Origin of the sequence: Delftia sp. CH05 (genome assembly GCF_009827015.1) — a bacterium.
GTDB classification, from domain to species: domain Bacteria; phylum Pseudomonadota; class Gammaproteobacteria; order Burkholderiales; family Burkholderiaceae_C; genus Comamonas; species Comamonas tsuruhatensis.
This window is the reverse complement of the sequence record NZ_WUMG01000041.1, coordinates 37,270-56,348: the sequence shown is the minus strand read 5'-3', so window position 1 is coordinate 56,348 and position 19,079 is coordinate 37,270. Positions and strand designations below refer to the sequence as shown.

At 68.1% G+C, this 19,079-nt stretch carries 21 protein-coding genes; 3 read left to right on the top strand and 18 right to left on the bottom strand.

The window, feature by feature from the left end:
• Nucleotides 1-52: 52 nt before the first annotated feature.
• From GRX31_RS23915 to GRX31_RS23870, 10 genes are read right to left on the bottom strand one after another with little or no spacing between them, the layout of a single operon-like run.
• Nucleotides 53-1,012: a PDR/VanB family oxidoreductase gene (locus GRX31_RS23915; protein ID WP_016449105.1), complete on the bottom strand. Its 960-nt coding sequence runs from the start codon at nucleotides 1,010-1,012 to the stop codon at nucleotides 53-55.
• A complete protein-coding gene (locus GRX31_RS23910) occupies nucleotides 1,009-2,034 on the bottom strand; it encodes an aromatic ring-hydroxylating oxygenase subunit alpha (RefSeq protein ID WP_016449104.1) in 1,026 nt (341 codons plus the stop codon). The genes GRX31_RS23915 and GRX31_RS23910 overlap by 4 nt, the downstream gene beginning before the upstream one ends.
• Nucleotides 2,035-2,058: 24 nt before the next feature.
• Nucleotides 2,059-2,280 (bottom strand): recombinase-like helix-turn-helix domain-containing protein, encoded by a 222-nt coding sequence (locus tag GRX31_RS23905; RefSeq protein ID WP_016452043.1) that lies wholly within the window; start codon nucleotides 2,278-2,280, stop codon nucleotides 2,059-2,061.
• 38 nt (nucleotides 2,281-2,318) lie between these two features.
• Entirely contained in the window at nucleotides 2,319-3,296 is a 978-nt protein-coding gene (locus tag GRX31_RS23900; RefSeq protein ID WP_016449102.1) for a Bug family tripartite tricarboxylate transporter substrate binding protein, read from the bottom strand.
• A gap of 52 nt (nucleotides 3,297-3,348) precedes the next feature.
• Nucleotides 3,349-4,311: a VOC family protein gene (locus GRX31_RS23895; RefSeq protein WP_047217885.1), complete on the bottom strand. Its 963-nt coding sequence runs from the start codon at nucleotides 4,309-4,311 to the stop codon at nucleotides 3,349-3,351.
• 11 nt (nucleotides 4,312-4,322) lie between these two features.
• Nucleotides 4,323-5,798 (bottom strand): aldehyde dehydrogenase, encoded by a 1,476-nt coding sequence (locus tag GRX31_RS23890; RefSeq protein ID WP_017406709.1) that lies wholly within the window; start codon nucleotides 5,796-5,798, stop codon nucleotides 4,323-4,325.
• A 35-nt stretch (nucleotides 5,799-5,833) separates the two neighbouring features.
• Nucleotides 5,834-7,540, bottom strand: a complete 1,707-nt coding sequence (locus tag GRX31_RS23885) for a thiamine pyrophosphate-binding protein (protein WP_160855217.1) — start codon at nucleotides 7,538-7,540, stop codon at nucleotides 5,834-5,836.
• A 34-nt stretch (nucleotides 7,541-7,574) separates the two neighbouring features.
• Nucleotides 7,575-8,372 (bottom strand): SDR family oxidoreductase, encoded by a 798-nt coding sequence (locus tag GRX31_RS23880; protein ID WP_126311150.1) that lies wholly within the window; start codon nucleotides 8,370-8,372, stop codon nucleotides 7,575-7,577.
• Complete coding sequence (locus GRX31_RS23875) at nucleotides 8,365-9,264, bottom strand: IclR family transcriptional regulator (protein ID WP_160855215.1); 900 nt, start codon at nucleotides 9,262-9,264, stop codon at nucleotides 8,365-8,367. The genes GRX31_RS23880 and GRX31_RS23875 overlap by 8 nt, the downstream gene beginning before the upstream one ends.
• Before the next feature lie 12 nt (nucleotides 9,265-9,276).
• Nucleotides 9,277-10,047: an SDR family oxidoreductase gene (locus GRX31_RS23870; RefSeq protein WP_012202888.1), complete on the bottom strand. Its 771-nt coding sequence runs from the start codon at nucleotides 10,045-10,047 to the stop codon at nucleotides 9,277-9,279.
• 655 nt (nucleotides 10,048-10,702) lie between these two features.
• Between GRX31_RS23870 and GRX31_RS23865 the strand changes: the two genes are divergently transcribed.
• The 3 genes from GRX31_RS23865 to GRX31_RS23855 all read left to right on the top strand — a co-directional run bounded on the left by GRX31_RS23865 (nucleotide 10,703) and on the right by GRX31_RS23855 (nucleotide 11,894).
• Complete coding sequence (locus GRX31_RS23865) at nucleotides 10,703-10,978, top strand: hypothetical protein (RefSeq protein WP_074931722.1); 276 nt, start codon at nucleotides 10,703-10,705, stop codon at nucleotides 10,976-10,978.
• Between the two features lie 263 nt (nucleotides 10,979-11,241).
• Nucleotides 11,242-11,589, top strand: a complete 348-nt coding sequence (locus GRX31_RS23860; RefSeq protein ID WP_017406311.1) for a type II toxin-antitoxin system RelE/ParE family toxin — start codon at nucleotides 11,242-11,244, stop codon at nucleotides 11,587-11,589.
• On the top strand, nucleotides 11,586-11,894 hold the full coding sequence (locus GRX31_RS23855; RefSeq protein WP_016452050.1) for an XRE family transcriptional regulator: 309 nt from the start codon (nucleotides 11,586-11,588) through the stop codon (nucleotides 11,892-11,894). The genes GRX31_RS23860 and GRX31_RS23855 overlap by 4 nt, the downstream gene beginning before the upstream one ends.
• 12 nt (nucleotides 11,895-11,906) lie before the next feature.
• Here the strand turns inward: GRX31_RS23855 and GRX31_RS23850 are convergent, their stop codons facing one another.
• The 8 genes from GRX31_RS23850 to GRX31_RS23815 all read right to left on the bottom strand — a co-directional run bounded on the left by GRX31_RS23850 (nucleotide 11,907) and on the right by GRX31_RS23815 (nucleotide 19,032).
• Nucleotides 11,907-12,668, bottom strand: a complete 762-nt coding sequence (locus GRX31_RS23850; protein ID WP_016452051.1) for a 5'-methylthioadenosine/adenosylhomocysteine nucleosidase — start codon at nucleotides 12,666-12,668, stop codon at nucleotides 11,907-11,909.
• 103 nt (nucleotides 12,669-12,771) lie between these two features.
• Nucleotides 12,772-13,569 carry an aspartate dehydrogenase gene (locus GRX31_RS23845; RefSeq protein WP_160855213.1) on the bottom strand — a complete coding sequence of 266 codons (798 nt, stop codon included), beginning with the start codon at nucleotides 13,567-13,569 and terminating at the stop codon, nucleotides 12,772-12,774.
• 54 nt (nucleotides 13,570-13,623) lie between these two features.
• On the bottom strand, nucleotides 13,624-14,430 hold the full coding sequence (locus GRX31_RS23840) for an IclR family transcriptional regulator (protein ID WP_126311145.1): 807 nt from the start codon (nucleotides 14,428-14,430) through the stop codon (nucleotides 13,624-13,626).
• A gap of 22 nt (nucleotides 14,431-14,452) precedes the next feature.
• The gene (locus GRX31_RS23835; protein ID WP_237426765.1) at nucleotides 14,453-15,283 is read right to left on the bottom strand and encodes an alpha/beta fold hydrolase; all 831 of its coding nucleotides are present in this window, start codon (nucleotides 15,281-15,283) and stop codon (nucleotides 14,453-14,455) included.
• Nucleotides 15,284-15,471: 188 nt separating this feature from the next.
• The gene (locus GRX31_RS23830; RefSeq protein ID WP_016449821.1) at nucleotides 15,472-16,002 is read right to left on the bottom strand and encodes a cupin domain-containing protein; all 531 of its coding nucleotides are present in this window, start codon (nucleotides 16,000-16,002) and stop codon (nucleotides 15,472-15,474) included.
• A gap of 199 nt (nucleotides 16,003-16,201) precedes the next feature.
• Nucleotides 16,202-17,398, bottom strand: coding sequence for an MFS transporter (locus GRX31_RS23825; RefSeq protein ID WP_160855209.1), 1,197 nt, complete (start codon nucleotides 17,396-17,398; stop codon nucleotides 16,202-16,204).
• 22 nt (nucleotides 17,399-17,420) lie between these two features.
• Nucleotides 17,421-18,305, bottom strand: coding sequence for an NAD(P)-dependent oxidoreductase (locus GRX31_RS23820; protein WP_160855207.1), 885 nt, complete (start codon nucleotides 18,303-18,305; stop codon nucleotides 17,421-17,423).
• Between the two features lie 136 nt (nucleotides 18,306-18,441).
• The gene (locus GRX31_RS23815) at nucleotides 18,442-19,032 is read right to left on the bottom strand and encodes a TetR/AcrR family transcriptional regulator (protein WP_013804518.1); all 591 of its coding nucleotides are present in this window, start codon (nucleotides 19,030-19,032) and stop codon (nucleotides 18,442-18,444) included.
• Nucleotides 19,033-19,079: the final 47 nt, after the last annotated feature.

Genomic DNA, 19,079 nt, shown 5'->3' with positions numbered 1-19,079 from the left:
CTTGGGGGGCTTGGGGGTGGTGGGTTGTTGCCGTGCAGGTCTGATTGCCTGCTCAGATATCGAGCACTAAACGTTCGCTCTTGCAGCCGGAAACGCAGACCATCATCACTTTGTTGCTGGCCTTTTCCTTGGGGCTGAGCACCGAGTCGCGGTGGTCCGGAATGCCTTCGAGCACGCGCGTCTCGCAGGAGCCGCAGACACCTTCGCAGCAGCTGTGGTCCATCTGGATGCCGGCATCCAGCAGGGTGTCGAGCAGCGACTTCTCGGGCGTGATCTCGATGAAGCGGCCGCTGCGCTTGAGTTCCACCGTGTAGTTGCTGCGCGCATCGTCGGCGGCCTTGACCTCCACGGGCGTGAAGCGCTCGATGTGGGCGTTGGCGTGGCCCAGCTCGGCGCAGAACTTCTCGAAGGCGTCCAGCATGGGCGTGGGGCCGCAGGCGTAGTGGTGCGTGCCCGCGTCGGGCTGGCGTTGGGCCAGCAGCGCGCGCAGGTCGGGCGGGCCGCCGGCCTCGCTGTCGAAGTGCAGGTGCAGCGGCATGCCCAGCGCCTGCAGCTCTTCCAGGAAGGCCGCGCCCTTGCGCTCGCGGGCGAAGTACAGCATCTCGAACGAGCGGCCCTGGCCCTTGAGGCGGCGTGCCATGCACAGCAGAGGCGTGATGCCGATGCCGCCGGCCACCAGCACGGTGTGCGCGGCGCTTTCGTCCAGCGCGAAATGGTTGCGCGGCTCGGAGATGGTGATGGGCATTCCCACGCGCAGCGACTCGTGCACGCAGCGCGAGCCACCGCGGCTGGCGCGGTCGCGCAGCACGCCGACCACGTAGCGGTGGCGCTCCTCGCTGGGGTTGCTCAGCGAGTAGCTGCGCACCAGGCCGTTGGGCAGGTGCAGATCGATGTGCGAGCCCGGCGTGAAGGCGGGAAGCTCCCCGCCCGCCACGGGCCGCAGGTCCACGCTGATGGTGTCCTGGGCCTCGAAGCGCAGCGTGTGCACGAAGGCCTGGAGGTTGGTGCTCATGATGCGGCGCCTTCGTCGATCTGCTCCTGGGCCAGGCGGCGCAGGTGGCGGCGCAGGCGCACCAGGCCGATGTCGTGCTGGTAGAGGTTCTCGCGCTCGTTGGCGTCCAGCTCCATCTGCTCCATCATGATCCGGTCCTGCTCCAGCACGGCCCAGTGGCGCGCCTCCAGGCGGTTGCGGTACAGGAAGCGCCAGGTGTCGCGCATCCAGCCCTGCACCTTGCGGCAGCGCCAGAAGAACACGGCGCACAGGTCGGCGCTGATGGGCGTGACGCAGGCCACGATGGCGAAGTTGCCGCCGGGGCCGCCGGTCTTGGGGTACGGAATCTCCAGGCGCATCCAGTGCACGCCCGTGCTGCCCCACTCGGTCCAGTCGAAGTTCACGCCGCGCTGGCCCACCTTCTCGAAGACGAAGCCGTCATCGGTCTCGCGCACCTGGAACGTGGCCTTGCTGTCACCCTCGGCCATGGAGTGCGACTGCTTGTGCAGGAAGGTGCCGTGCATGGGGTCCATGACGTTGTCCAGCGCATAGCGGTAGTCGCTGCGCCACTCGGCATAGCACAGGAAGTTGGAGTACTCAGGCGAGGTCAGCTCCTCGGGCAGCGTGAACTCGGGCGCCTCGTCAACGGCCTTGTCGCTGTTGTAGAGAAAGATGGCGCCATGCGCCTCGCGCGCATGGAAGGCCAGCGCCGCGCGCGAGCCTTCGAGCTTGCAGCCGGGGCTGCCGGGCACCTTGGTCACGGTGCCGTCGCAGCGCACTTCCACGCCGTGGTAGGGGCAGGCCAGGCGGTCGCCCAGGATCACGCCCTGCGACAGCGGCGCGCCGCGGTGCGGGCAATGGTCTTCCAGCGCGTGGACCTGGCCGGCGGCATCGCGCCACAGCGCGATCTTGCGGCCGAAGCGGCGCACGGACACGGGCTGGGTCTTCACGAAGTCCGAGGGGCAGACCGCGTACCAGAGGTTCTTCAGGCCTTTGTTGAGCAGGCCGTCCACCGGATCGATGGTGATGGTTTGTACGTTCATGGGGCTCTCCAGTCCTGCTCGGTATCAATAGCCCAGCCGCGCCATCAGCGCCTGGAAGCTGTCTTCGGTCCAGGCCTCGCCGTTCTCGCCGGAGGGGCCGCTGCGGTTGAGGTAGGCCACCAGTTCGGGCAGGGTCTGCACGCCTTCGCCGAAGGCGCGTTCGATGGAATCGCCCAGCAGGTCTTCCATCAGGGTGGGGGCACGTTCGCGCGCCTGGTGCGGCTCGAGATAGCGATCAGCGGCCATGGTTCTCTCCTTCGAAAACTGTCTTGTGTGGGGGGTGCTCAATCAGCCCTGATATCCAGGTCTTTGATGAGCTTGCCGAAGCGATTGAAATCGGCGGCATTCGTCTTTTCCAGGCGCGCGGGCTCGCCGCCTGCGGGCAGCGCGCCGAAGGTGGCCATCTTGGAGACCACGTCGGGCATCTTCAGGATCTCGTTGAGGTGCGTGTTCAGCAGCTTCACGGTCTCGGGCGACATGCCCTTGGGGCCGAACAGGCCCTGCCATGCGGACACTTCCACATCCTTGACGCCCAGCTCGGCCAGGGTGGGCACATTGGGGGCCAGCGCGCTGCGCTGGCTGTCGGCCACGGCCAGGGCGGCGACCTTGCCGCCGACGTAGGGCGCGATCGGTCCCCAGGTCATGAAGGTCGTGGGCACATGGCCGCCGATCAGGTCGTTGACGGCAGGTGCCACGCCCTTGTAGGGAATGTGGGCGATGCGCGTGCCGGCGGCGCGGTTGAACATCTCGCCCAGGATGTGCATGGGCGAGCCGCTGCCGGGGCTGGCGTAGGTCAGGCCGTCGCGCTTGCCCTGGGCGATCAGGGTCTTCATGTCCTTGATGCCCGAGGCCTGGTTGGTGGCCACGAACATGGGCTGCACGCTGGTCTGCACGATGGGCGTGAAGCCGTGCAGCACGTCGTAGCTGGAGCCCGAGGCCGTCTTGAGCACGAACTGCGCGATGGCGAAGGTATTGGGCGCCAGCAGCAGCGTGTAGCCGTCCGGCGAGGCCTTGGCCACATGCACGCTGCCGATGGTGCCGCTGGCGCCGGGGCGGTTGTCCACCAGCACGGGCTGGCCCAGGCGCGTGGACAGCTTCTCGGCATACAGGCGCGCCATGGCATCGGTGTCGCCACCGGCCGGATAGGCCACGATGATGGTGATGGGCTTGGCCGGATAGGCCTGGGCCATCGCGGTGCCGGACAGCGTGGCTGCAGCCAGGAATGCAGCGGCAAGAGAAACCTGGCGACGTGTCTTGTTCATGGTGGGGGCCGTGGGGTGGTTGGGTTGTGGGGGTAGGCCGTCAGGCGCGGTCTCAATGCCGCTTGTCGGTGATGAATTTCCCGTCGCTGGTACCCACGCCCTTTTGGCGCCGGGTGTTGCCGTCGATGCCGCCATCGATGGCCCATTCGGCAAACACCGTGGGGCCGGGCTCGAACTCGCGGGGCTGCCAGTCGGCGGTGAGCTGGTCCTCGTCGGCGTAGTACTCGACCAGGGCGCCGGCCGGATTGCGGAAGTACCAGAAATAGGCCGAGGACACGGGATGGCGGCCCGGGCCCAGCTGGGTGTCCCAGCCGCAGCGCGAGATGTGCATGCCGCCGCCGAAGACCTCGTGGATGTCGCGCACCGTGAAGGCCACGTGGTTCAGGCCCGCGTCCTTGGCGGGGCGCTGCAGCAGGAAGATGTCGTGGTGGCCGCCGTCGGGTGCGCAGCGCAGGAAGGCACCGCGCTCGGGGTAGCGGTCCGAGGCCGCGAAGCCGAAGTTGTCCACGTAGAAGCGCTCGCAGGCCTGCACGTCCTTGACGAAGAACACCACATGGCCGACCTCGATGGGCTGGGCGCGTTCGTAGGCCGGGCTGGCCTGGTTGACGCGGTCCTTGCGGTTCCAGGTGTTGTAGGCGGCGCCTTGCACATCCACATCACGCTTTTGCGTGACCTGCAGGCGCACGGACAGGCCGTTGGGGTCGGTGCAGCCTATGCGCCCCTGGCCCTGTGTGAAGCCCGGCAGCGCGGCAATGCGGCTGGCGTACAGCGCAAGGTCCGCCTCGCTTTCCACACCCCAGACCACTTCGCGCAGCGTGGGGCCGGCCTCGATGGCGGGCGGCAGATCGGGATGGTCCACGGCGGCCACGATCACGCGGCAGCCGTTGAGGGTCTCGAACACCAGCCGGTCGTCCGCTTCCTGCACCAGCGCCAGGCCCCAGTCCAGGAAGAAGCGGCGGCAGGTGGCCAGGTCGTCCGCGCCGTAGGTGATTTCGTCTATGCCCAGTACGCTCATGTCGTGCTCCTTCAATTTGCCCAAGCGATGGGGCTCTCGTTCAAGCCCCAGTACATGCTCTTTTGCTCCATGTACTGCTGTATGCCCAGCCGTCCCTTCTCGCGGCCCAGGCCGCTGTCGCGCCAGCCGCCGAAGGGCGTGGAGATGGAGAACTGCTTGTAGGTGTTGATCCAGACCGTGCCGGCCTGCACGGCGCGGCCAATGCGCCAGGCGCTCTTGTAGTCGCGCGTCCAGATGCCGGCGGCCAGCGCGTAGACGCTGTCGTTGGCCTGGGCGAGCAGGTCGTCCTCGTTGTCGAAGGGCATGGCCACGAGCACGGGGCCGAAGATTTCCTGCTGGCAGATCTGCCAGTCGTTCTTCACGCCGTCGATGATGGTGGGGCGGTAGTAGTAGCCGCGTTCGAACTGCGCGCCCTCGGGCCGCTGGCCGCCCGTGAGCAGCCGGCCGCCCTCGGACAGGCCCAGGGCCACATAGCTCTCTATGGATTCGCGGTGCTTGGCGGTGATCAGCGGCCCCATCTGCGTACGCTCGTCGGCCGGGTCGCCCACCTGCAGCGCGGCGGCCTTGGCCGTGAGGCGCTGCATGAATTCGGCATGCAGGCTGCGCGCCACGAACAGGCGCGAGCCCGCGATGCACGACTCGCCCGAGGAGCTGAAGATGCCGTAGAGCACGCCGTTGACGGCATGGTCGATGTCGGCATCGGCCAGCACCATGGTGGCCGACTTGCCGCCCAGCTCCAGCGAGACCGGCATCATCTTGTCGGCCGCGATGTGGGCGATGTGCTTGCCCGTGGACGTGCCGCCCGTGAACGACACGCGCTTGACCAGCGGATGCTTGGTGATGGCGTCGCCGATCACCGAGCCCCGGCCCGGCAGCACGCTGACTAGGCCCTTGGGCACGCCGGCCTCTTCGCAGATCTTCGCCAGCTCCAGCGCCAGCAGCGGCGTGGCCTCGGCGGGCTTGACGACCACGGCGTTGCCGGCGGCCAGCGCCGGAGCGAGCTTTTGCGCCTCGCTGGCGATCGGCGAGTTCCACGGCGTGATGGCCGCCACCACGCCCATGGGCTCGTACACGCTCATGGTCATGAAGTCGCCGCGCGAGGGCGTGATGGTTTCCTCCATGGTCTCGCAGGCCGCTGCAAAGAACTGGAAGGTGGCGGCGGCGCTGGCCACCAGCATGCGTGTTTCCTTGATGGGCTTGCCGTTGTCCAGGCGCTGCAGCTGGGCCAGGGGCTCGGCGCGCTCGCGGATCAGCTGGGCCACGCGGTGCAGCACGGCCGCGCGCTCATGGGGCTTTTTCTGGGCCCAGCCGCTGGTGCGGAAGGCGTGGTCGGCCTTCTGGATGGCCTCCTCCACATCCTCCAGGCTGGGCGCGCGCAGGCGGCCCACCACTTCGCCGGTGGCGGGATAGAGCGTGGTGGATTCGCCACCGCCGCCCAGGCGCCATTCGCCGGCGATGTTGATGGGGAGCAGTTCCAGGTTCGACATGGTGAGCCTCTCTCGTTCGTTCGAATCCAGCCGCCTCAGGCGGCCTTGGTGGCCGTGGTGGTGGCCGGGATCTGGTCCAGCTTGTTCACGGGCGGGCCAGAGAACGTGGCCTTGAAATTGCCGATGGCACGCATGTCGATCTCCAGCAGGAAGGGGCCCTTCTTCGTCCAGGCCGACTGCAGCACCGCCGGCAGCTCCTTGAGGTCTTGCACGCGGGCATGGGGCAGCTGGATGGAGGCGCACAGCTGCGCGTAGTCGGGCGTGTGCAGCTCCACATAGCAGCGGCGGCCGCCGTAGGAGGCGTCCTGGATGTTCTGGATCACGCCGTAGCGCTGGTCGTTCATCAGCACGATCAGGGTGTCGCACTCTTCCTGCACCAGCGTGGCCAGCTCGCCCAGGTTCAGGATGAAGCCGCCATCGCCCGCCAGGCCCAGCGTCTTGCGGCCCGAGCCGCTGACCGCCGCGCCCACGGCCGCGCCGATGGCCATGGGCATGCCCATGCCGATGCCGCCGCCCGTGGCGTGCACACCCGCGTTGGGCTCGAAAAAGCGCAGCTCGCGGTTGCCCCAGGTGCTGTTGGAGACGGTCACGTCGCGCACCCAGTTGAAGTTGCGGCCCACGGCCTTTTGCAGCTCCTGCACCAGCACGCTGTACGGGCCCAGGCCGTCGCGCATGGTGGCCACGGCCTCGTCGTGCACCTGGCGCAGGTCGGCCAGCAGCTCGGGGTCGGCCTTGTAGCCGCGCGCCTCCAGCCGGTCGGCCAGGCCTGTCAGCGCCAGGGCCGAGTCGCCGCAGACAAAGCCGTCATCGGCATAGCAGCGGCCCTGCTGGGCGGCGTCCACATCGATGCGCAGCAGCGGGCGCGGCAGCTTCAATTCGTACTTCAGCGTCTCGTTGCTGCGCAGGCGCGTGCCCACGGCCAGCATGGCGTCGCAGCGCTGGTAGAAGGCCTCCACGGGCTTTTGGATGTTGTAGGCGCCCAGCGAGGCCGGATCGTCCTCGGCCACGATGCCGCGGCCCTGGCCCGTGCTGACGATGCCGAAGCCCAGCGCCTTCAGGCGCTGCACGGCAGCGACTGCGTGGCGTGCGCCGCCACCCAGCCACAGCAGCGGGCGGCGTGCCTTGGCCAGCGTGTCGGCCAGCGCATCCAGCGATGCCTCGCTGGGGGCCAGCACGGCCACCGGCAGCGGCGACAGGTCGGCCGGCATGTCGATCACGGTCTGCTGGATGTCGATGGGAATCTCCACGCTCACCGGGCCGGTCGGCGCGGTCACGGCGGCCTGCACGGCGGCCTTCAGGGTGGACAGGCAGGTCTCGGCGCTGCGCACGCGGAACGCCGCCTTGGACACGGCGCCCAGCATGGTCAGCTGGTCGGGCGCCTCGTGGATGTACGACAGCTTCTGGTCCAGGTACTGCGTCTCGATCTGGCCCGTGATGTGCAGCAGCGGCGTGCCGGCCGTATAGGCCTCCACCAGGCTGCCCGCAATGTTGCCGGCGGCCGGGCCGGTGCTGGTGATGCACACGCCCAGGCTGGAGGTGGAACGCGCGCAGGCATCGGCCATGTTGCCGGCGCCGGCCTCGCCGCGCGCCATCACGAAGCGGACCCTGCCGCGCGCATGCATCGCGTCCAGGATGGGCATGTTGTGGATGGAGATCACCCCGAACGCGGCCTGCACGCCGCAGTGTTCGAGGAACTGGGCCACAACGGCGCCGACGGTGATTTTGGATGCGGAAGAAGTCATGTTCTGCTTTGAATGGGGTGAAGGGGCTGAAGCACTACGCTTGCCGTGCAAGGCCACCGGAGACGTCGATGTGGCTGCCGGTCGTGTAGGAGGACAGGGGCGTGGCGAGATAGAAGATGGCGCGCGCGGCCTCGTCGGGCGAGCCCAGGCGGCCCAGCGGAATGGACTTCTTGCGGGCGAGGTCGGCGCTCCAGGCGTTCCAGTCCTGGCTGCGGTCCTCACGCGCCTCGAAGCGGCGGCGCCACTGGCCGGACTCGATCAGGCCGACCAGGATGCCGTTGACGCGCACACCCTTGGGCGCGAACTCGGTGGCCATGGAGCGCACCAGGTTCTTGAGGCCGGCGCGCGCGGCCGAGGTGGCCACCATGTGCGGCTCGGGCTGCGAGGCCAGCAGCGAATTGACGCAGACGATGGCCGGCTGCGCCGTGCGCTCGAGCTGCGGCAAAAAGGCGCGCGTGGGATGCAGCACCGAGAAGAACTTCAGGTGCAGCTCCTCGGTCCAGGCCGCATCGTCGGTGCTGGCAAACGTCGAGACCCGGCCCTGGCCCGCGTTGTTCACGAGGATGGAGGCCGGACCCAGCGCAGCCTCGCTGTCACGCGCGAATTGCTGCACCTGGGCGGCGTCGAGCACGTCGCAGGCCTGGGCGAACAGGCGGGCCTCGGGATGGCGCCTGCGCAGCTGCTGCACGGCCTGCTCCAGGCGTTCGGCGCTGCGCCCGCACAGGGCGACACGCGCGCCCTGCGACAGCAGCAGATCGACCGTGGCCAGGCCAATGCCCGAAGAGCCGCCGGTGACGACGGCCGTGGTGTCCTTGAGTTGGGAATCAAACATGGCCGCCTCCTGCGCGCCGGGAATTGAGGGAAAGCAGCTGTGCCGTCTGCGTCTGCGTCTGCGTTTGCGCTTGCGGTCGGTAGTTCAGCAGCTCGGACAGCTCGGCCGCCGCGTCGCAGACGCCGGCGATCAGGGTCTCGGCACGGCCCTCCTCCACATGGGGCGCGGGGACCGTCGTGCCCAGCGCCGCCACCACGCGCCCGCTGTGGTCGCGCACGGGGGCGGCGATGGTGCAGATGGAGCTTTCGTAGAAGCCCTCGCTGAACACATGGCCGCGCTCGCGGTCGGCCTCAACCAGGTTGAACAGGTCCAGCACCGTGCGCGGCGTCTTGGGCGTGTGCGCTTCCAGGTGGTCCTCGGGGTAGAGCGCGCGCAGCTCGGGCAGGGACAGGTCGGCCAGCAGCACGCGGCCCAGGGCCGTGGCATGGGCGGGCAGGCGCGTGCCCACGCGCACCGAACTGGTCAGCGGCGTGGGTGGCGTGACCTTGGCCACATAGACGATGGAGCGGCCATCGCGCACCACGATGTTGCAGGGGTAGCGGATCTCGCCGCACAGCCGCGCGATCACGGGCTGGCCCAGCTCGGTCAGGTCCATGGACGATAGGAACTCGAAGCCCAGGCGCAGCACGGACAGGCCCAGCCGGTAGTCATTGCTGCCCTCGGCACGCTGCAGAAAGCCCATGGCCTCCAGCGTGTTGAGCATGCGGAACACCGTGGCGCGCGGCAGCTGCAGGCGGCGGGCCAGCTCGGGCGCGCCCAGCGTGGCATTGCCGCGCCCGAACTCCTGCAGCAGGCGCAGGCCGCGCTCCAGCGCGGGCACCATGTACTTGTCGGTGCCGTTGTCCGCGCTGTCGGCGCTCTCGGCATTCCCGGAAGAGGGGGTGTCGGTCATGGCGAAACCCCTTCAATTCATGACGAAGCCGCCGTTGACGGGCAGCACCTGCCCCGTCACGAAGCGCGCGCCATCGGACAGCGCATAGGCCACGGCGCCCGACACATCCTCGGGCCGCTGCTCGCGCTGCAACGCGCGCTGGTCGATGTACAGGCGGTGGCGGTGCTCGGGCACGTATTCCGTGGCCTCCACCAGCACCAGGCCCGGCGCCACGGCGTTGATGGTGATGCCGTCGGCGCCCAGCTCGCGCGCCATGGAACGCGTCATGGCCATCACAGCGCCCTTGCTGGCCACATAGGCCATCAGGTTCGGGGCGCCCCACATCGCGGTGTCGGACGCCAGGTTGACGATGGCGCCCCGGCCGCTGTCGCGCAGCGCGGCGCGGCAGGCGCGCGTCATCAGCCACACGCCGCGCACGTTCACGTTCATCACCTGGTCCCACTTGTCCAGATCGATGTCGTCCATGCCCTTGCCGCCCGAATCGGTCACGGCCGCGTTGTTCACCAGGCCGTCCAGCCCGCCCAGCGCCTGCACGGCCTGCTGCGCGCAGCGCTCTATCGACTCCGGATTGCCGGCATCCAGCCCGAAGCCATGGGCCTCGAAGCCCTGCGCACGCAGCCGGGCCACGGACTCGGCCAGCAGCTCCTCGCGCAGATCGGCCATGGCGACACGCGCGCCCTGCTCGCAAAAGGCCTTGGCGAACGCAAAGCCCAGGCCGCGCGCCGAGCCTGTGACGAGGATGCGGCGGCCGGCAAGCTGGCCTGTGGAGGGCGTGGTGTTCATGGCGTACCTCAATCGAAGGGGGGTTTGTGTCTGTTTCAAATTTGAAATGACACTTTTTTCTTGAAACAAGCGTGAGTTTAGGACTGATGGTTCGGGGTGGGATTGGGGAAAACACGGAGACGTGTGGGAAATGGATGACAGAGGTGTGTCTGGGTGTGTTTTGGATGGGGGCGTTTTATGGCTTGCGAGGACATGCCCGCCCTGCGGGCGGGAGCCGGGTTTCGGCCCGGCGGCCGACCGCAGCGAGCCAGATGACGAAGCAGTCCTGTCCTTCGGCAGGACTGCAACCCCGCAACCACCACGCCGCAGGCGCGTTCATACGGGGAGTGGGTGCGGGCCGTCGCTTCGCTCGGCGTGGGGTTTGAGGCGGGGTTGTGGAATGCCTCTATGATTTCGGTGGCCCCCTGTTCCGGGGCTGGTGCTTGAAAACACCATCAACACACAGCGGCAGAGCCTCCCCGAAAGTGAGGCCTCGTCACGTCTGAACACTTGGACAGTGGGCATCGCACCCGCACGTCCACACGGTTTTGGATGGGATGGGGCTACCCGCAAGGCTGCCCGCACGTCTGTGTGCGTGTTTTCAACATCCCATCCACCCTTTCTGCGCTTGAAAACGCAGGTCGGGTGTTTCCGTCTCGCACAGGAGTACGAAAACATGAACGATCAGCGCACCGCTCTTCCCACGCGCGCCAGCTTCGAGCAACTGGCTCGCACCATCACCGACACCAATGGATGGGTACAGGAAGGCTGCAACGAAATACGGGCCCTGGCCCAACTTGCATTGGCCAGCCTCCATGCCCCAGAAGACTTGCGACGTCCGCAAGCCATGGCTCACGCACTGCGCGCCATCCGCGACGGCGCTGAGTCACTGGCCGACTATGTGCAAGGCGAAGCCAGAAGCGTAGGTTGCGACCCCACTCAAAGCCCATAGCCGCGAGGGCGGCCACATCCGGCCGAGCGCAGCGAAGGGGTCGCAGGCATTCGGGTTGCCGTCTTTGACCTGACCTTTCTTGGCGCATCAAGATGGGCCATCGGCTGCCAGGCCAGGAACCAGGCATCGAAACCAAGCAATCGCAGTAGCAGGAATTCCCCTCGCGTCCAGCGTCAAGGCTTTGGCCTCCGATGACACACGGGCTACACGGTCATCAGCAACGACACGCAGCAAAATAGTACTTTTTTAGATACACTTTTCCGATGGAAGAGCCCATTCTTTCCGTTGTCTTCTACCGGTCCGATGCCGGCAAGGAGCCCGTGCGTGACTGGCTTCTTGAACTTACGGTGGAAGACCGCAAAGCCATCGGCGCCGATATCAAGACTGTCCAATACAACTGGCCTCTGGGCATGCCCGTAGTACGCAAGATGGAGCCAGGACTGTGGGAGGTGCGGTGCAGCATTGGCGATGGCATCGCACGTGTCCTATTCACGGCCCAGAATGGAAAAATGGTTCTGCTGCATGGCTTCATCAAGAAGTCGGCCAAGACCCCCGCGCCGGATCTGACAACTGCCAGAAACCGGCTCAAGAAGCTGAGGAATACCCCATGAACAAACATCTAGGCAGCAATTTCGATGACTTCCTCGAAGAAGAAGGCCTGCTTGAGGAGGCCACAGCTATCGCAGTGAAGCGGGTGATTTCCTCGCAATTCGCACAGGCGATGAAAGCCCAGAAAGTCAGCAAGACCGAGATGGCGACACGCATGCGCACCAGCCGCATGGTGGTGAACCGCCTGCTGGACGAAAACGACACCGGCGTCACCCTGGCCACGTTGGCCCGCGCCAGCGTGGCGCTTGGCACGGCTTTGCACTTTGAACTGGACGATGCGACGGTTTTCCAGGCATCAGCGGCATAAAAGCACGACCGCTCAGCGCTGCGCCGACAGCCGCCGCAAAAACCCATCCACCACCCGCAACGCATACCGACTCGCCACCACCCTCACAAACTCCGCAAAGTCCACATGCGCACTGTCATCCGCCCGATCGGAAACAGTCCGCATGGCCGCAAACGGCACGCCATAGTCCAGGCAGGCCTGCGCCACGGCGGCGCCTTCCATCTCCACCGCCAGCACCTCATGCCCTGCAGCACGCAGGCCCTGCGCCAGGGCGCAAGAAGCGCCCGCCGTGCCCACGAACTGGTCACCGCTGGCAATCAGCCCCTGGTGCGCGCGCGGCGCCGTGGTGGCGTGGGCGGCGCGCAGGTCTTCGCCCGCCTCGGCAACGCAGGCCTGGGCAGCCGCCAGCAGCGCGGCGGTCATTTCAGGGTCGCAGGGCAGGCGCGTGCGTCCGTAGCCGGGCATTTCCCAGCGCGGGAAGATGGGCGAGGCGTCCAGGTCGTGCTGCAGGTATTCGTCGGCCACGACGACATCGCCCACGCGCACGCCTTCGCCCAGGCCACCGGCCACGCCGGTGAAGGCGATGCGGCGCACGCCGAAGCGCTCGATCAGTGCCGTGGCCGTGGTGGCGGCCGCCACCTTGCCTATGCCCGACAGCGCGCAGACCACGTCGTGCCCATGCAGCCGCCCGCGCCAGAACATGCGGCCGGCGTGGGCCGTGCCCTGGGCGTCGGACAGGGCATGGACCAGGCCTTCCTGTTCCTGCGGCAGGGCACTGAGGATGGCGATGGTCATGGTGGCTTCTCTTTCAACGGCACAGGGAAAAAGCAAAGGCGGCCCGGGGGCCGCCTGCGGGGCGAAAGCGCCCATTGTGCCGCGAGCCTGTGCCCGGCGCGGCTCAGATGGCGATGGCCGTGGCCTGGTTGAGCACGGCGCGCACCACGCTGTAGACGGTGAGGGCCGAGGTCTTGGGGTTGGCCGCCAGCGGCTTGCCGCGCATGGTCAATTCCATGGATCCAAAGGCGCCGCGCGCGGCCACATGGTGCACGTTCTCGTCCACGCCCGGGTCGGCGTACAGGCGCACCGTGGTGCGGTCCAGGCCCATGCCGGCCAGCGACAGGGTGGCGGCCACGTTGGCGTTCTTGGGGTAGAGCTGGGCGGCCTCGCGTGCGCTGCCTTCGAAGATGCAGAAGGCTTCCTTGAGGCTGGCAAGGTCGCAGCGCTGTTCTGCGGGCGTGCCGGTCCAGGCCAGGGGCGGCTTGCGGCCGGTGTAGACCACTTCATCCAGGCCGCCGATGCGCGCAGCGGCCAGCGCATCCACGCCGCCGATGGCACCCGACAGCAATTGCACCTGGGTGCCTCCGGCCTCGGCCGCCGCCTGCACGGCCTCGGCCATGCCCGGGGCGCTGAGTGCGCCGATGGAGGCCACGACGGCAGGAATGCCGCGCCGCAGGGCGGGCAGCACATGCTCCTCGATGGCGGCATGGCCCGCGCACTCCACGATGAGGTCGGACCGGTCTTCGGCCGCCAGCGCAGGCACGGCACGCGCCTGGGGCGCATGCAGGGCCAGGGTGGCGCGCACGGCGTCCGTCACTTCGGGCACAAGCACCCAGCCCACCTGCACGGCGGCATGTCCCTTGAGCAGTTCGAGCACGCTGGCGCCAATCGCACCGCAGCCAATCACAGCAATCTTCATCGTCATATCTTTCTGGGAAGGAATGCGCTGGCGGCCGGTGTGCCCACCATCCGTTCAGCGCAGAAAACCGGGATGCTGGGTGCGCAGGTGGCCGGCCAGCTCATCGGCGGCGGCACGTACCTGCTCCACCCAGTCGGCCATGCGGCCGGGAGCGATTTCGGTGAAGGCCACGGCCATGCCCAGGCCCGCCACGATGCGCCCCTGCGCATCGCGCACGGGCGCGGCGATACTGGAGACGCCGGGCTCGTAGAAGCCCTCGCCCATGGCGTAGCCGCGTTCATGGTCCTGCTGCAGCAACTGCAGCAACTGCTCCACGCTGCGCGGCGTGCTTTCCGAGAACTGGGGCAGTTCGCTGCCGCCGAACAGGGCGCGCAGCTGGTCCGCGTCCATGTCCTGCAGCAGTGCCCGGCCCAGCACGGTGGCATGGGCCGGCAGCCGCGAGCCCACGCGCACGGCACCCTGGAAGGCGCCGGCCGGCGCAATGCGCGCCACGTAGACCACGGAGGTGCCGTCCAGCAGCGCCAGGTTGGTGGTGAAGCCCAGCCGGTCGCACAGCGACTGCAGCACGGGCTCGGCCAGCTGGGCCAGCGGCTGGGTGGACAGGTAGTCGTAGCCCAGGCGCAGCACGGCCAGGCCCAGCCGGTATTCGGTGCCCGAGCGTTGCAGATACCCCATGCCCTCCAGCGTCGTCAGCATCCGGAACACCGTGGACCGGGGCAGCGCCAGGGTGCGCGCCAGGTCGGGCGCGCTCCACACGGGCTGCGAAGGCGTGAAGCAGGCCAGCAGGCGCAGGCCGCGCTCCAGCGCGGGAACGGTGTAGCGGTCGTTGTCGGTGGAGAGGGTTTCGGAGGTATCGCTCATCGCAATTCGGGCCGGTAGGCCATCAGGTCAGCAGGGTGGCCAGCCTCTGTGCGACATCCGCAGGTTGTTCGACGACAGAGGCATGGCCGGCTGCCGCAAGCGTAACGTACCGCGCCCCCAGTCTTGCGGCCCAGGCCGCGCAGGCAGCCGGCGGCGTGACCACGTCGTGCTCTCCCACCCAGACCTCGACCGACATGGCAAGGCGCCCCGCCGCCTGCCCCAGGTCGCTGCCGCACAGCAGCTCCACGGCCTGGGCGTAGCCTGCGGCATGCAGGCGCGCCGTGTTCCAGCGCACCCATTGGCGCACGGGCTCGGGCGCGGCGGGCGAGACCAGGCGCTGGTCGATGGCGGCAGCCAGGCCTTCGATGCCTTTTTCCTGCAGGGCCGCAAGACGGCCCTGGCGTACCTTGGCCTGCTGCTCGCCCATGCCGGGTGCGCCATAGCCGCCAGCGGGGCTGATCAGCACCAGTTGCTGCACGCGCCCGGCACCGGCCTGCACCGCCCAGGGCGTGCCCATGAGCGCACCCAGCGAGTGGCCCACCAGCAGGCAGCGGCGCACGCCCAGCGCCTGCAGCGACTGCTCCAGCACGCGGGCGTAGTCGGCGCCCGTGGGCGCGGCGGGTGTCAGCGGTGTGGAGCGGCCATAGCCGGGCGCGTCCCAGGCCAGCACACGCGTGCGCGGCGCCAGCGCCAGGGCCACGTCCATCCAGGACGCGGCGCCCGAGCTGATGCCGTGCAGCATCACCACGGCAAAGTCCGAGGCCGTGTCGCCGGCCTCACGCCAGGCGACCTGAGCGCCCCCGGGCAGGGCGATGAGATGTTCGGGGAACTGCGCCTGAAGGCGCTGCTCCATGCATGCTGTTACCGAGGGGGTCATTTCAGTTATCCATGGCGATGGCATGGCCCTTCAGCCATGAGACTGGCACGATCCACGCCAGGGACAGCAAGCGAGGGCCTGCGCCGGCTGCACCGCCCCGCCGCGAGGCTGTCGTCCCCCTTTCAAGGGGGAAGGCGCGAAGCGCCTCAGGGGGTGCTCCATTTCTAGCGTTTGATTTTTGCCAGAGGGTGCTCGGGCGGGTATGTGGGCGTGATGGGCTTCTTGGCACCCAGCATCACGCACATCAGCGCGTCTTCGTCGCCGATGTTGATTTCCTCGCGGTACACGCCGGGCGGCACGGAGACCACGTCGCGGTCGGTCAGGATGGTCTCGAAGCGCTGGCCGTCCTTCTCCAGCACGAGCTTGAGCTTGCCGCGGATCAGGAAGAAGACTTCCTCCACATCGGTATGCAGGTGCGATGGGCCTTCATTGCCGGCCGGGATGACCATGGTGGAGAAGGTGAAGTGCTCGGCCGGGATGGTGTTGCTGTCCGCAGCCACGCCCGTGCCGCCCGTGCCGATGTAGCGCATCTGGCCACGGCGGTACTTGGGGTCGAAGTCGGCCTGGAACTTCAGCGCGTCGAAGTCGTACTTGCGCGTGGAAAACCGCGCCACGCGCGATTCCATCCATTGTTCGAAGCTGGAGCCTTCGGGCTGGTCCCAGGTGCGGGGCGTGTTCTGAGCGGATTCGGACATGTGTCTCTCCATCAACGTCGGTGGATCATGGCGGGGAAAGCGCCATTTGTTTTATCCATGAATCACAGTTCATGGGGTAAAACAATTATAGGAAGATTGATCGCACGCAACAAGGGCCACATGCGCAGCGGCATGTGGCCCCTTTGCTGCCCCGTCTGTTAGGGAACAGCGATGCGGGTGCAACAGCGATGGCCGTGCCTCAGGCAGCCATGCTGCGCCGCCCAGGCCGAAAGCCCGCATGGCTGGCCGGCCAGACCACGGACAGGCAGGCCAGCGCCAACACCCCCAGCGCCCAGGGCAAGGCGCGGGCACCCAGCCAGCCCAGCAGCAGTCCGCCGGCCACGCCGCCGCTCGCCACGGCCAGGTTGAAGACCGTCACCAGCATGGACTGGGCCACGTCGGCGCCCTCGCCTGCCGCGTCGGCCAGCGCGGTCTGCAGCAGCGTGGGCGCGCCGCCAAAGCTCAGGCCCCAGGCCGCAACGCCGATCAGAACGGCCACGGCCGACTGCCCGGCCAGGCCCAGCACCAACGCAGACACGGCGAACAAGGCCAGGCTCAGCACGGTGAGTGCGCGCAGCCAGCGGTCCACCAGCAGGCCCGTGAGCCAGATGCCGGCAATGGCCGCAAGGCCGAACAGCAGCAGCACCCCATCCACCCTTTGCCCCAGACCCGCCGAAGCCAGGAAGGGCGCGATGAAGGTGTAGAGCATGTTGTGGGCCAGCATCCAGCCGAACAGCGCCAGCAGCACGGGGCGCACGCCGGGCATGAGCAGGATGCGCGCCACGGGCAGGCGCTGCTGCGCCGTCTGCCCGGCGTAATCCGGCACACCCAGCCGCACCCAGGCCAGCAGCAGCAGGCACAGCGCCGACAGCGCCCAGAACACGCCGCGCCAGTCGAACAGGCTGCCCAGCCAGGCGCCCAGCGGCACGCCGGCCGCCAGGGCCAACGGCTGGCCCACGCCCGCCACGGCCAGTGCACGCCCCTGCAGATGCGGCGGCACCATGCGCCGCGCATAGCCGGCCACCAGCCCCCAGATCACGCCCGAAGCCATGCCTGCGGCAAAGCGGGCGGCCAGGGTCAGGCCGTAGTGGCCGGACAACGCGGTGAGGCTGTTGAACAGCAGCAGCCCGCCCACCGCCGCCATGAACAGCGGCCGGCGCCTGAGCCCGCGCGTGGCGGCCACGACGGGAATGGCGGCCAGTACCGAACCCAGCGCGTACAACGTGACCATCTGGCCGGCCATGGCTTCGGACACTGCCAGTCCCGTGCCGATCTGGGGCAGCAGGCCGGCCGGCAGGGCCTCGGTCATGATGGCCAGAAAGCCTGCCATCGCCAGGGCCAGCAGCCTGCCCAGTGGCAGGCCTGTGTCGAAGGAGGTGTCCATGGGCGAATTCATTGCCTTATCCTTGCTGCGCATCTCAGGCACGGGAGGCTGGATGGGATGCCAGGTGGGATGCCGCCATGTCCTTGTCGCCATGCCCGGCGGCCAGCGCGCGCTCGAAGCGGCGCAGCCCGGCCTGGGCGCCATCCAGCAGCAGGCCTGCGCCGGCGGCGGCATCGGCCACCAGCTGCGCGTCCTTGACGGCATTGGCCACGGTGAAGCTGGCGTCGTAGCGGCCTGACAGCATGGCAGCGGCCTTGGCCTGGAAGAAGCCGCTGTCCATGGGCCCGCCCGTGACGGCATCGACCACCAGGGCCGGTTCTATGTCCAGCCCCTTGGCCAGCGCCAGGCTTTCGGCCAGGCCATGCGTGAGTGCGAAGGCCCAGTGGTTGAGCGCCAGCTTGAGCCGGCTGGCGGCGCCTGCCTGCTGCGCAATCCACAGGCTGCGTTTGCCGATGGCATCGAACACCGGCTGCGCCTGGCCGCGCTGCGCCAGCGGGCCTGCGGCCAGGATGACCAGCTGGCCCTGCTCGGCCGGCTGGCGCGTGCCCTGCACGGGGCAGTCGTAGAACACCAGGCCATGTCGATCGGCGAACTGCGCCAGCGGCGCGATGGCATCCACACCCACCGTGCTCAGTTGCAGCCACAGTGTGCCCGGCTGCAATGCGGGCGCTGCAGCCTGCATGGCCTGCAGCACGGCCGGCCCGTCCTTGAGCACGGTGACGACGATGCGGGCGCCACGCACGGCGTCGGCCGCATCGCCGCAGGCCTGAACGCCGTCGGTCGCAAGGGCCTGGGCCTTGGCGGCCGTCCGGTTCCAGGCGCGGACGGTGAAGCCCTTGCGTTGCAGGTTGCGCGCGACGGGCGCACCGATCAGGCCCGTGCCGAGCACGGCAATGGTGGTTCGAAGGTTTGAATGCATGGGAGCTCCTGGGTGATGAGAGAGTGGAACAGACACGGAAAACTGAGATCCGGATTACTGGAACGATCATTCCAATTCAAGGAAAATAAAAACCCGCAACGGCACGACATGCGCGCGGCGGGTGGCGGGTGGCCGGCTATTGCGCCTGCAGCGCCATGTCGACCACGTCGACCACATCCATCAGGCACTGGCGGCGCTGCGGCGCGCTGCTGCCCTTGCCCAGCACGCGCAGGCCCTGCACGGTGTTCAGGACGAAGCGCGCCAGGGCGCGCGGCTTTTTGCTGTCGGTGATATCGCCTTCCTGCTGGCCGCGCAGGATGAGCTTTTCCAGCGCCTTTTGCAGGCGCTGGAAGTTGCCGGCCACCCTCTCGGCCACGGCCTCGTCATGGCCGGCCAGCTCCAGCGCGGCATTGGCGACCAGGCAGCCCCGGCGCCCGGCATCGCTCAATTCGTCCTGCACGATGCGCAGCAGCAGCTGCCGCACCAGGTCCCGGGCGCGTCCCGGGCCGGACAGCAGTTCCACGTTGGAGGTGGTCACGGCCTCATAGCGGCGCAGCGCATGCTGGAACAGCCCCTGCTTGTTCTCGAAGGTGCCGTACAGGCTGCTGCGCGACAGGCCCGTGCCGTCCACCAGGTCCTGCACCGAGGTGGCCGCGTAGCCGCGCTGCCAGAACACCTGCATGGCGGCGTCTGCAATGTCATCGGGGTCGAAGTCCTTGGTGCGCATGGTGGCTCATTGAATTGGAACGATCATTCCATTCAATGTAGGCGGCC

What these genes read in the sequence shown, in the direction of transcription:
- GRX31_RS23915 (WP_016449105.1), bottom strand. Translation starts at nt 1,012, where the DNA reads ATGAGCACCAACCTCCAGGCCTTCGTGCACACGCTGCGCTTCGAGGCC.
- GRX31_RS23910 (WP_016449104.1), bottom strand. Translation starts at nt 2,034, where the DNA reads ATGAACGTACAAACCATCACCATCGATCCGGTGGACGGCCTGCTCAAC.
- GRX31_RS23905 (WP_016452043.1), bottom strand. Translation starts at nt 2,280, where the DNA reads ATGGCCGCTGATCGCTATCTCGAGCCGCACCAGGCGCGCGAACGTGCC.
- GRX31_RS23900 (WP_016449102.1), bottom strand. Translation starts at nt 3,296, where the DNA reads ATGAACAAGACACGTCGCCAGGTTTCTCTTGCCGCTGCATTCCTGGCT.
- GRX31_RS23895 (WP_047217885.1), bottom strand. Translation starts at nt 4,311, where the DNA reads ATGAGCGTACTGGGCATAGACGAAATCACCTACGGCGCGGACGACCTG.
- GRX31_RS23890 (WP_017406709.1), bottom strand. Translation starts at nt 5,798, where the DNA reads ATGTCGAACCTGGAACTGCTCCCCATCAACATCGCCGGCGAATGGCGC.
- GRX31_RS23885 (WP_160855217.1), bottom strand. Translation starts at nt 7,540, where the DNA reads ATGACTTCTTCCGCATCCAAAATCACCGTCGGCGCCGTTGTGGCCCAG.
- GRX31_RS23880 (WP_126311150.1), bottom strand. Translation starts at nt 8,372, where the DNA reads ATGTTTGATTCCCAACTCAAGGACACCACGGCCGTCGTCACCGGCGGC.
- GRX31_RS23875 (WP_160855215.1), bottom strand. Translation starts at nt 9,264, where the DNA reads ATGACCGACACCCCCTCTTCCGGGAATGCCGAGAGCGCCGACAGCGCG.
- GRX31_RS23870 (WP_012202888.1), bottom strand. Translation starts at nt 10,047, where the DNA reads ATGAACACCACGCCCTCCACAGGCCAGCTTGCCGGCCGCCGCATCCTC.
- GRX31_RS23865 (WP_074931722.1), top strand. Translation starts at nt 10,703, where the DNA reads ATGAACGATCAGCGCACCGCTCTTCCCACGCGCGCCAGCTTCGAGCAA.
- GRX31_RS23860 (WP_017406311.1), top strand. Translation starts at nt 11,242, where the DNA reads ATGGAAGAGCCCATTCTTTCCGTTGTCTTCTACCGGTCCGATGCCGGC.
- GRX31_RS23855 (WP_016452050.1), top strand. Translation starts at nt 11,586, where the DNA reads ATGAACAAACATCTAGGCAGCAATTTCGATGACTTCCTCGAAGAAGAA.
- GRX31_RS23850 (WP_016452051.1), bottom strand. Translation starts at nt 12,668, where the DNA reads ATGACCATCGCCATCCTCAGTGCCCTGCCGCAGGAACAGGAAGGCCTG.
- GRX31_RS23845 (WP_160855213.1), bottom strand. Translation starts at nt 13,569, where the DNA reads ATGAAGATTGCTGTGATTGGCTGCGGTGCGATTGGCGCCAGCGTGCTC.
- GRX31_RS23840 (WP_126311145.1), bottom strand. Translation starts at nt 14,430, where the DNA reads ATGAGCGATACCTCCGAAACCCTCTCCACCGACAACGACCGCTACACC.
- GRX31_RS23835 (WP_237426765.1), bottom strand. Translation starts at nt 15,283, where the DNA reads ATGGAGCAGCGCCTTCAGGCGCAGTTCCCCGAACATCTCATCGCCCTG.
- GRX31_RS23830 (WP_016449821.1), bottom strand. Translation starts at nt 16,002, where the DNA reads ATGTCCGAATCCGCTCAGAACACGCCCCGCACCTGGGACCAGCCCGAA.
- GRX31_RS23825 (WP_160855209.1), bottom strand. Translation starts at nt 17,398, where the DNA reads ATGAATTCGCCCATGGACACCTCCTTCGACACAGGCCTGCCACTGGGC.
- GRX31_RS23820 (WP_160855207.1), bottom strand. Translation starts at nt 18,305, where the DNA reads ATGCATTCAAACCTTCGAACCACCATTGCCGTGCTCGGCACGGGCCTG.
- GRX31_RS23815 (WP_013804518.1), bottom strand. Translation starts at nt 19,032, where the DNA reads ATGCGCACCAAGGACTTCGACCCCGATGACATTGCAGACGCCGCCATG.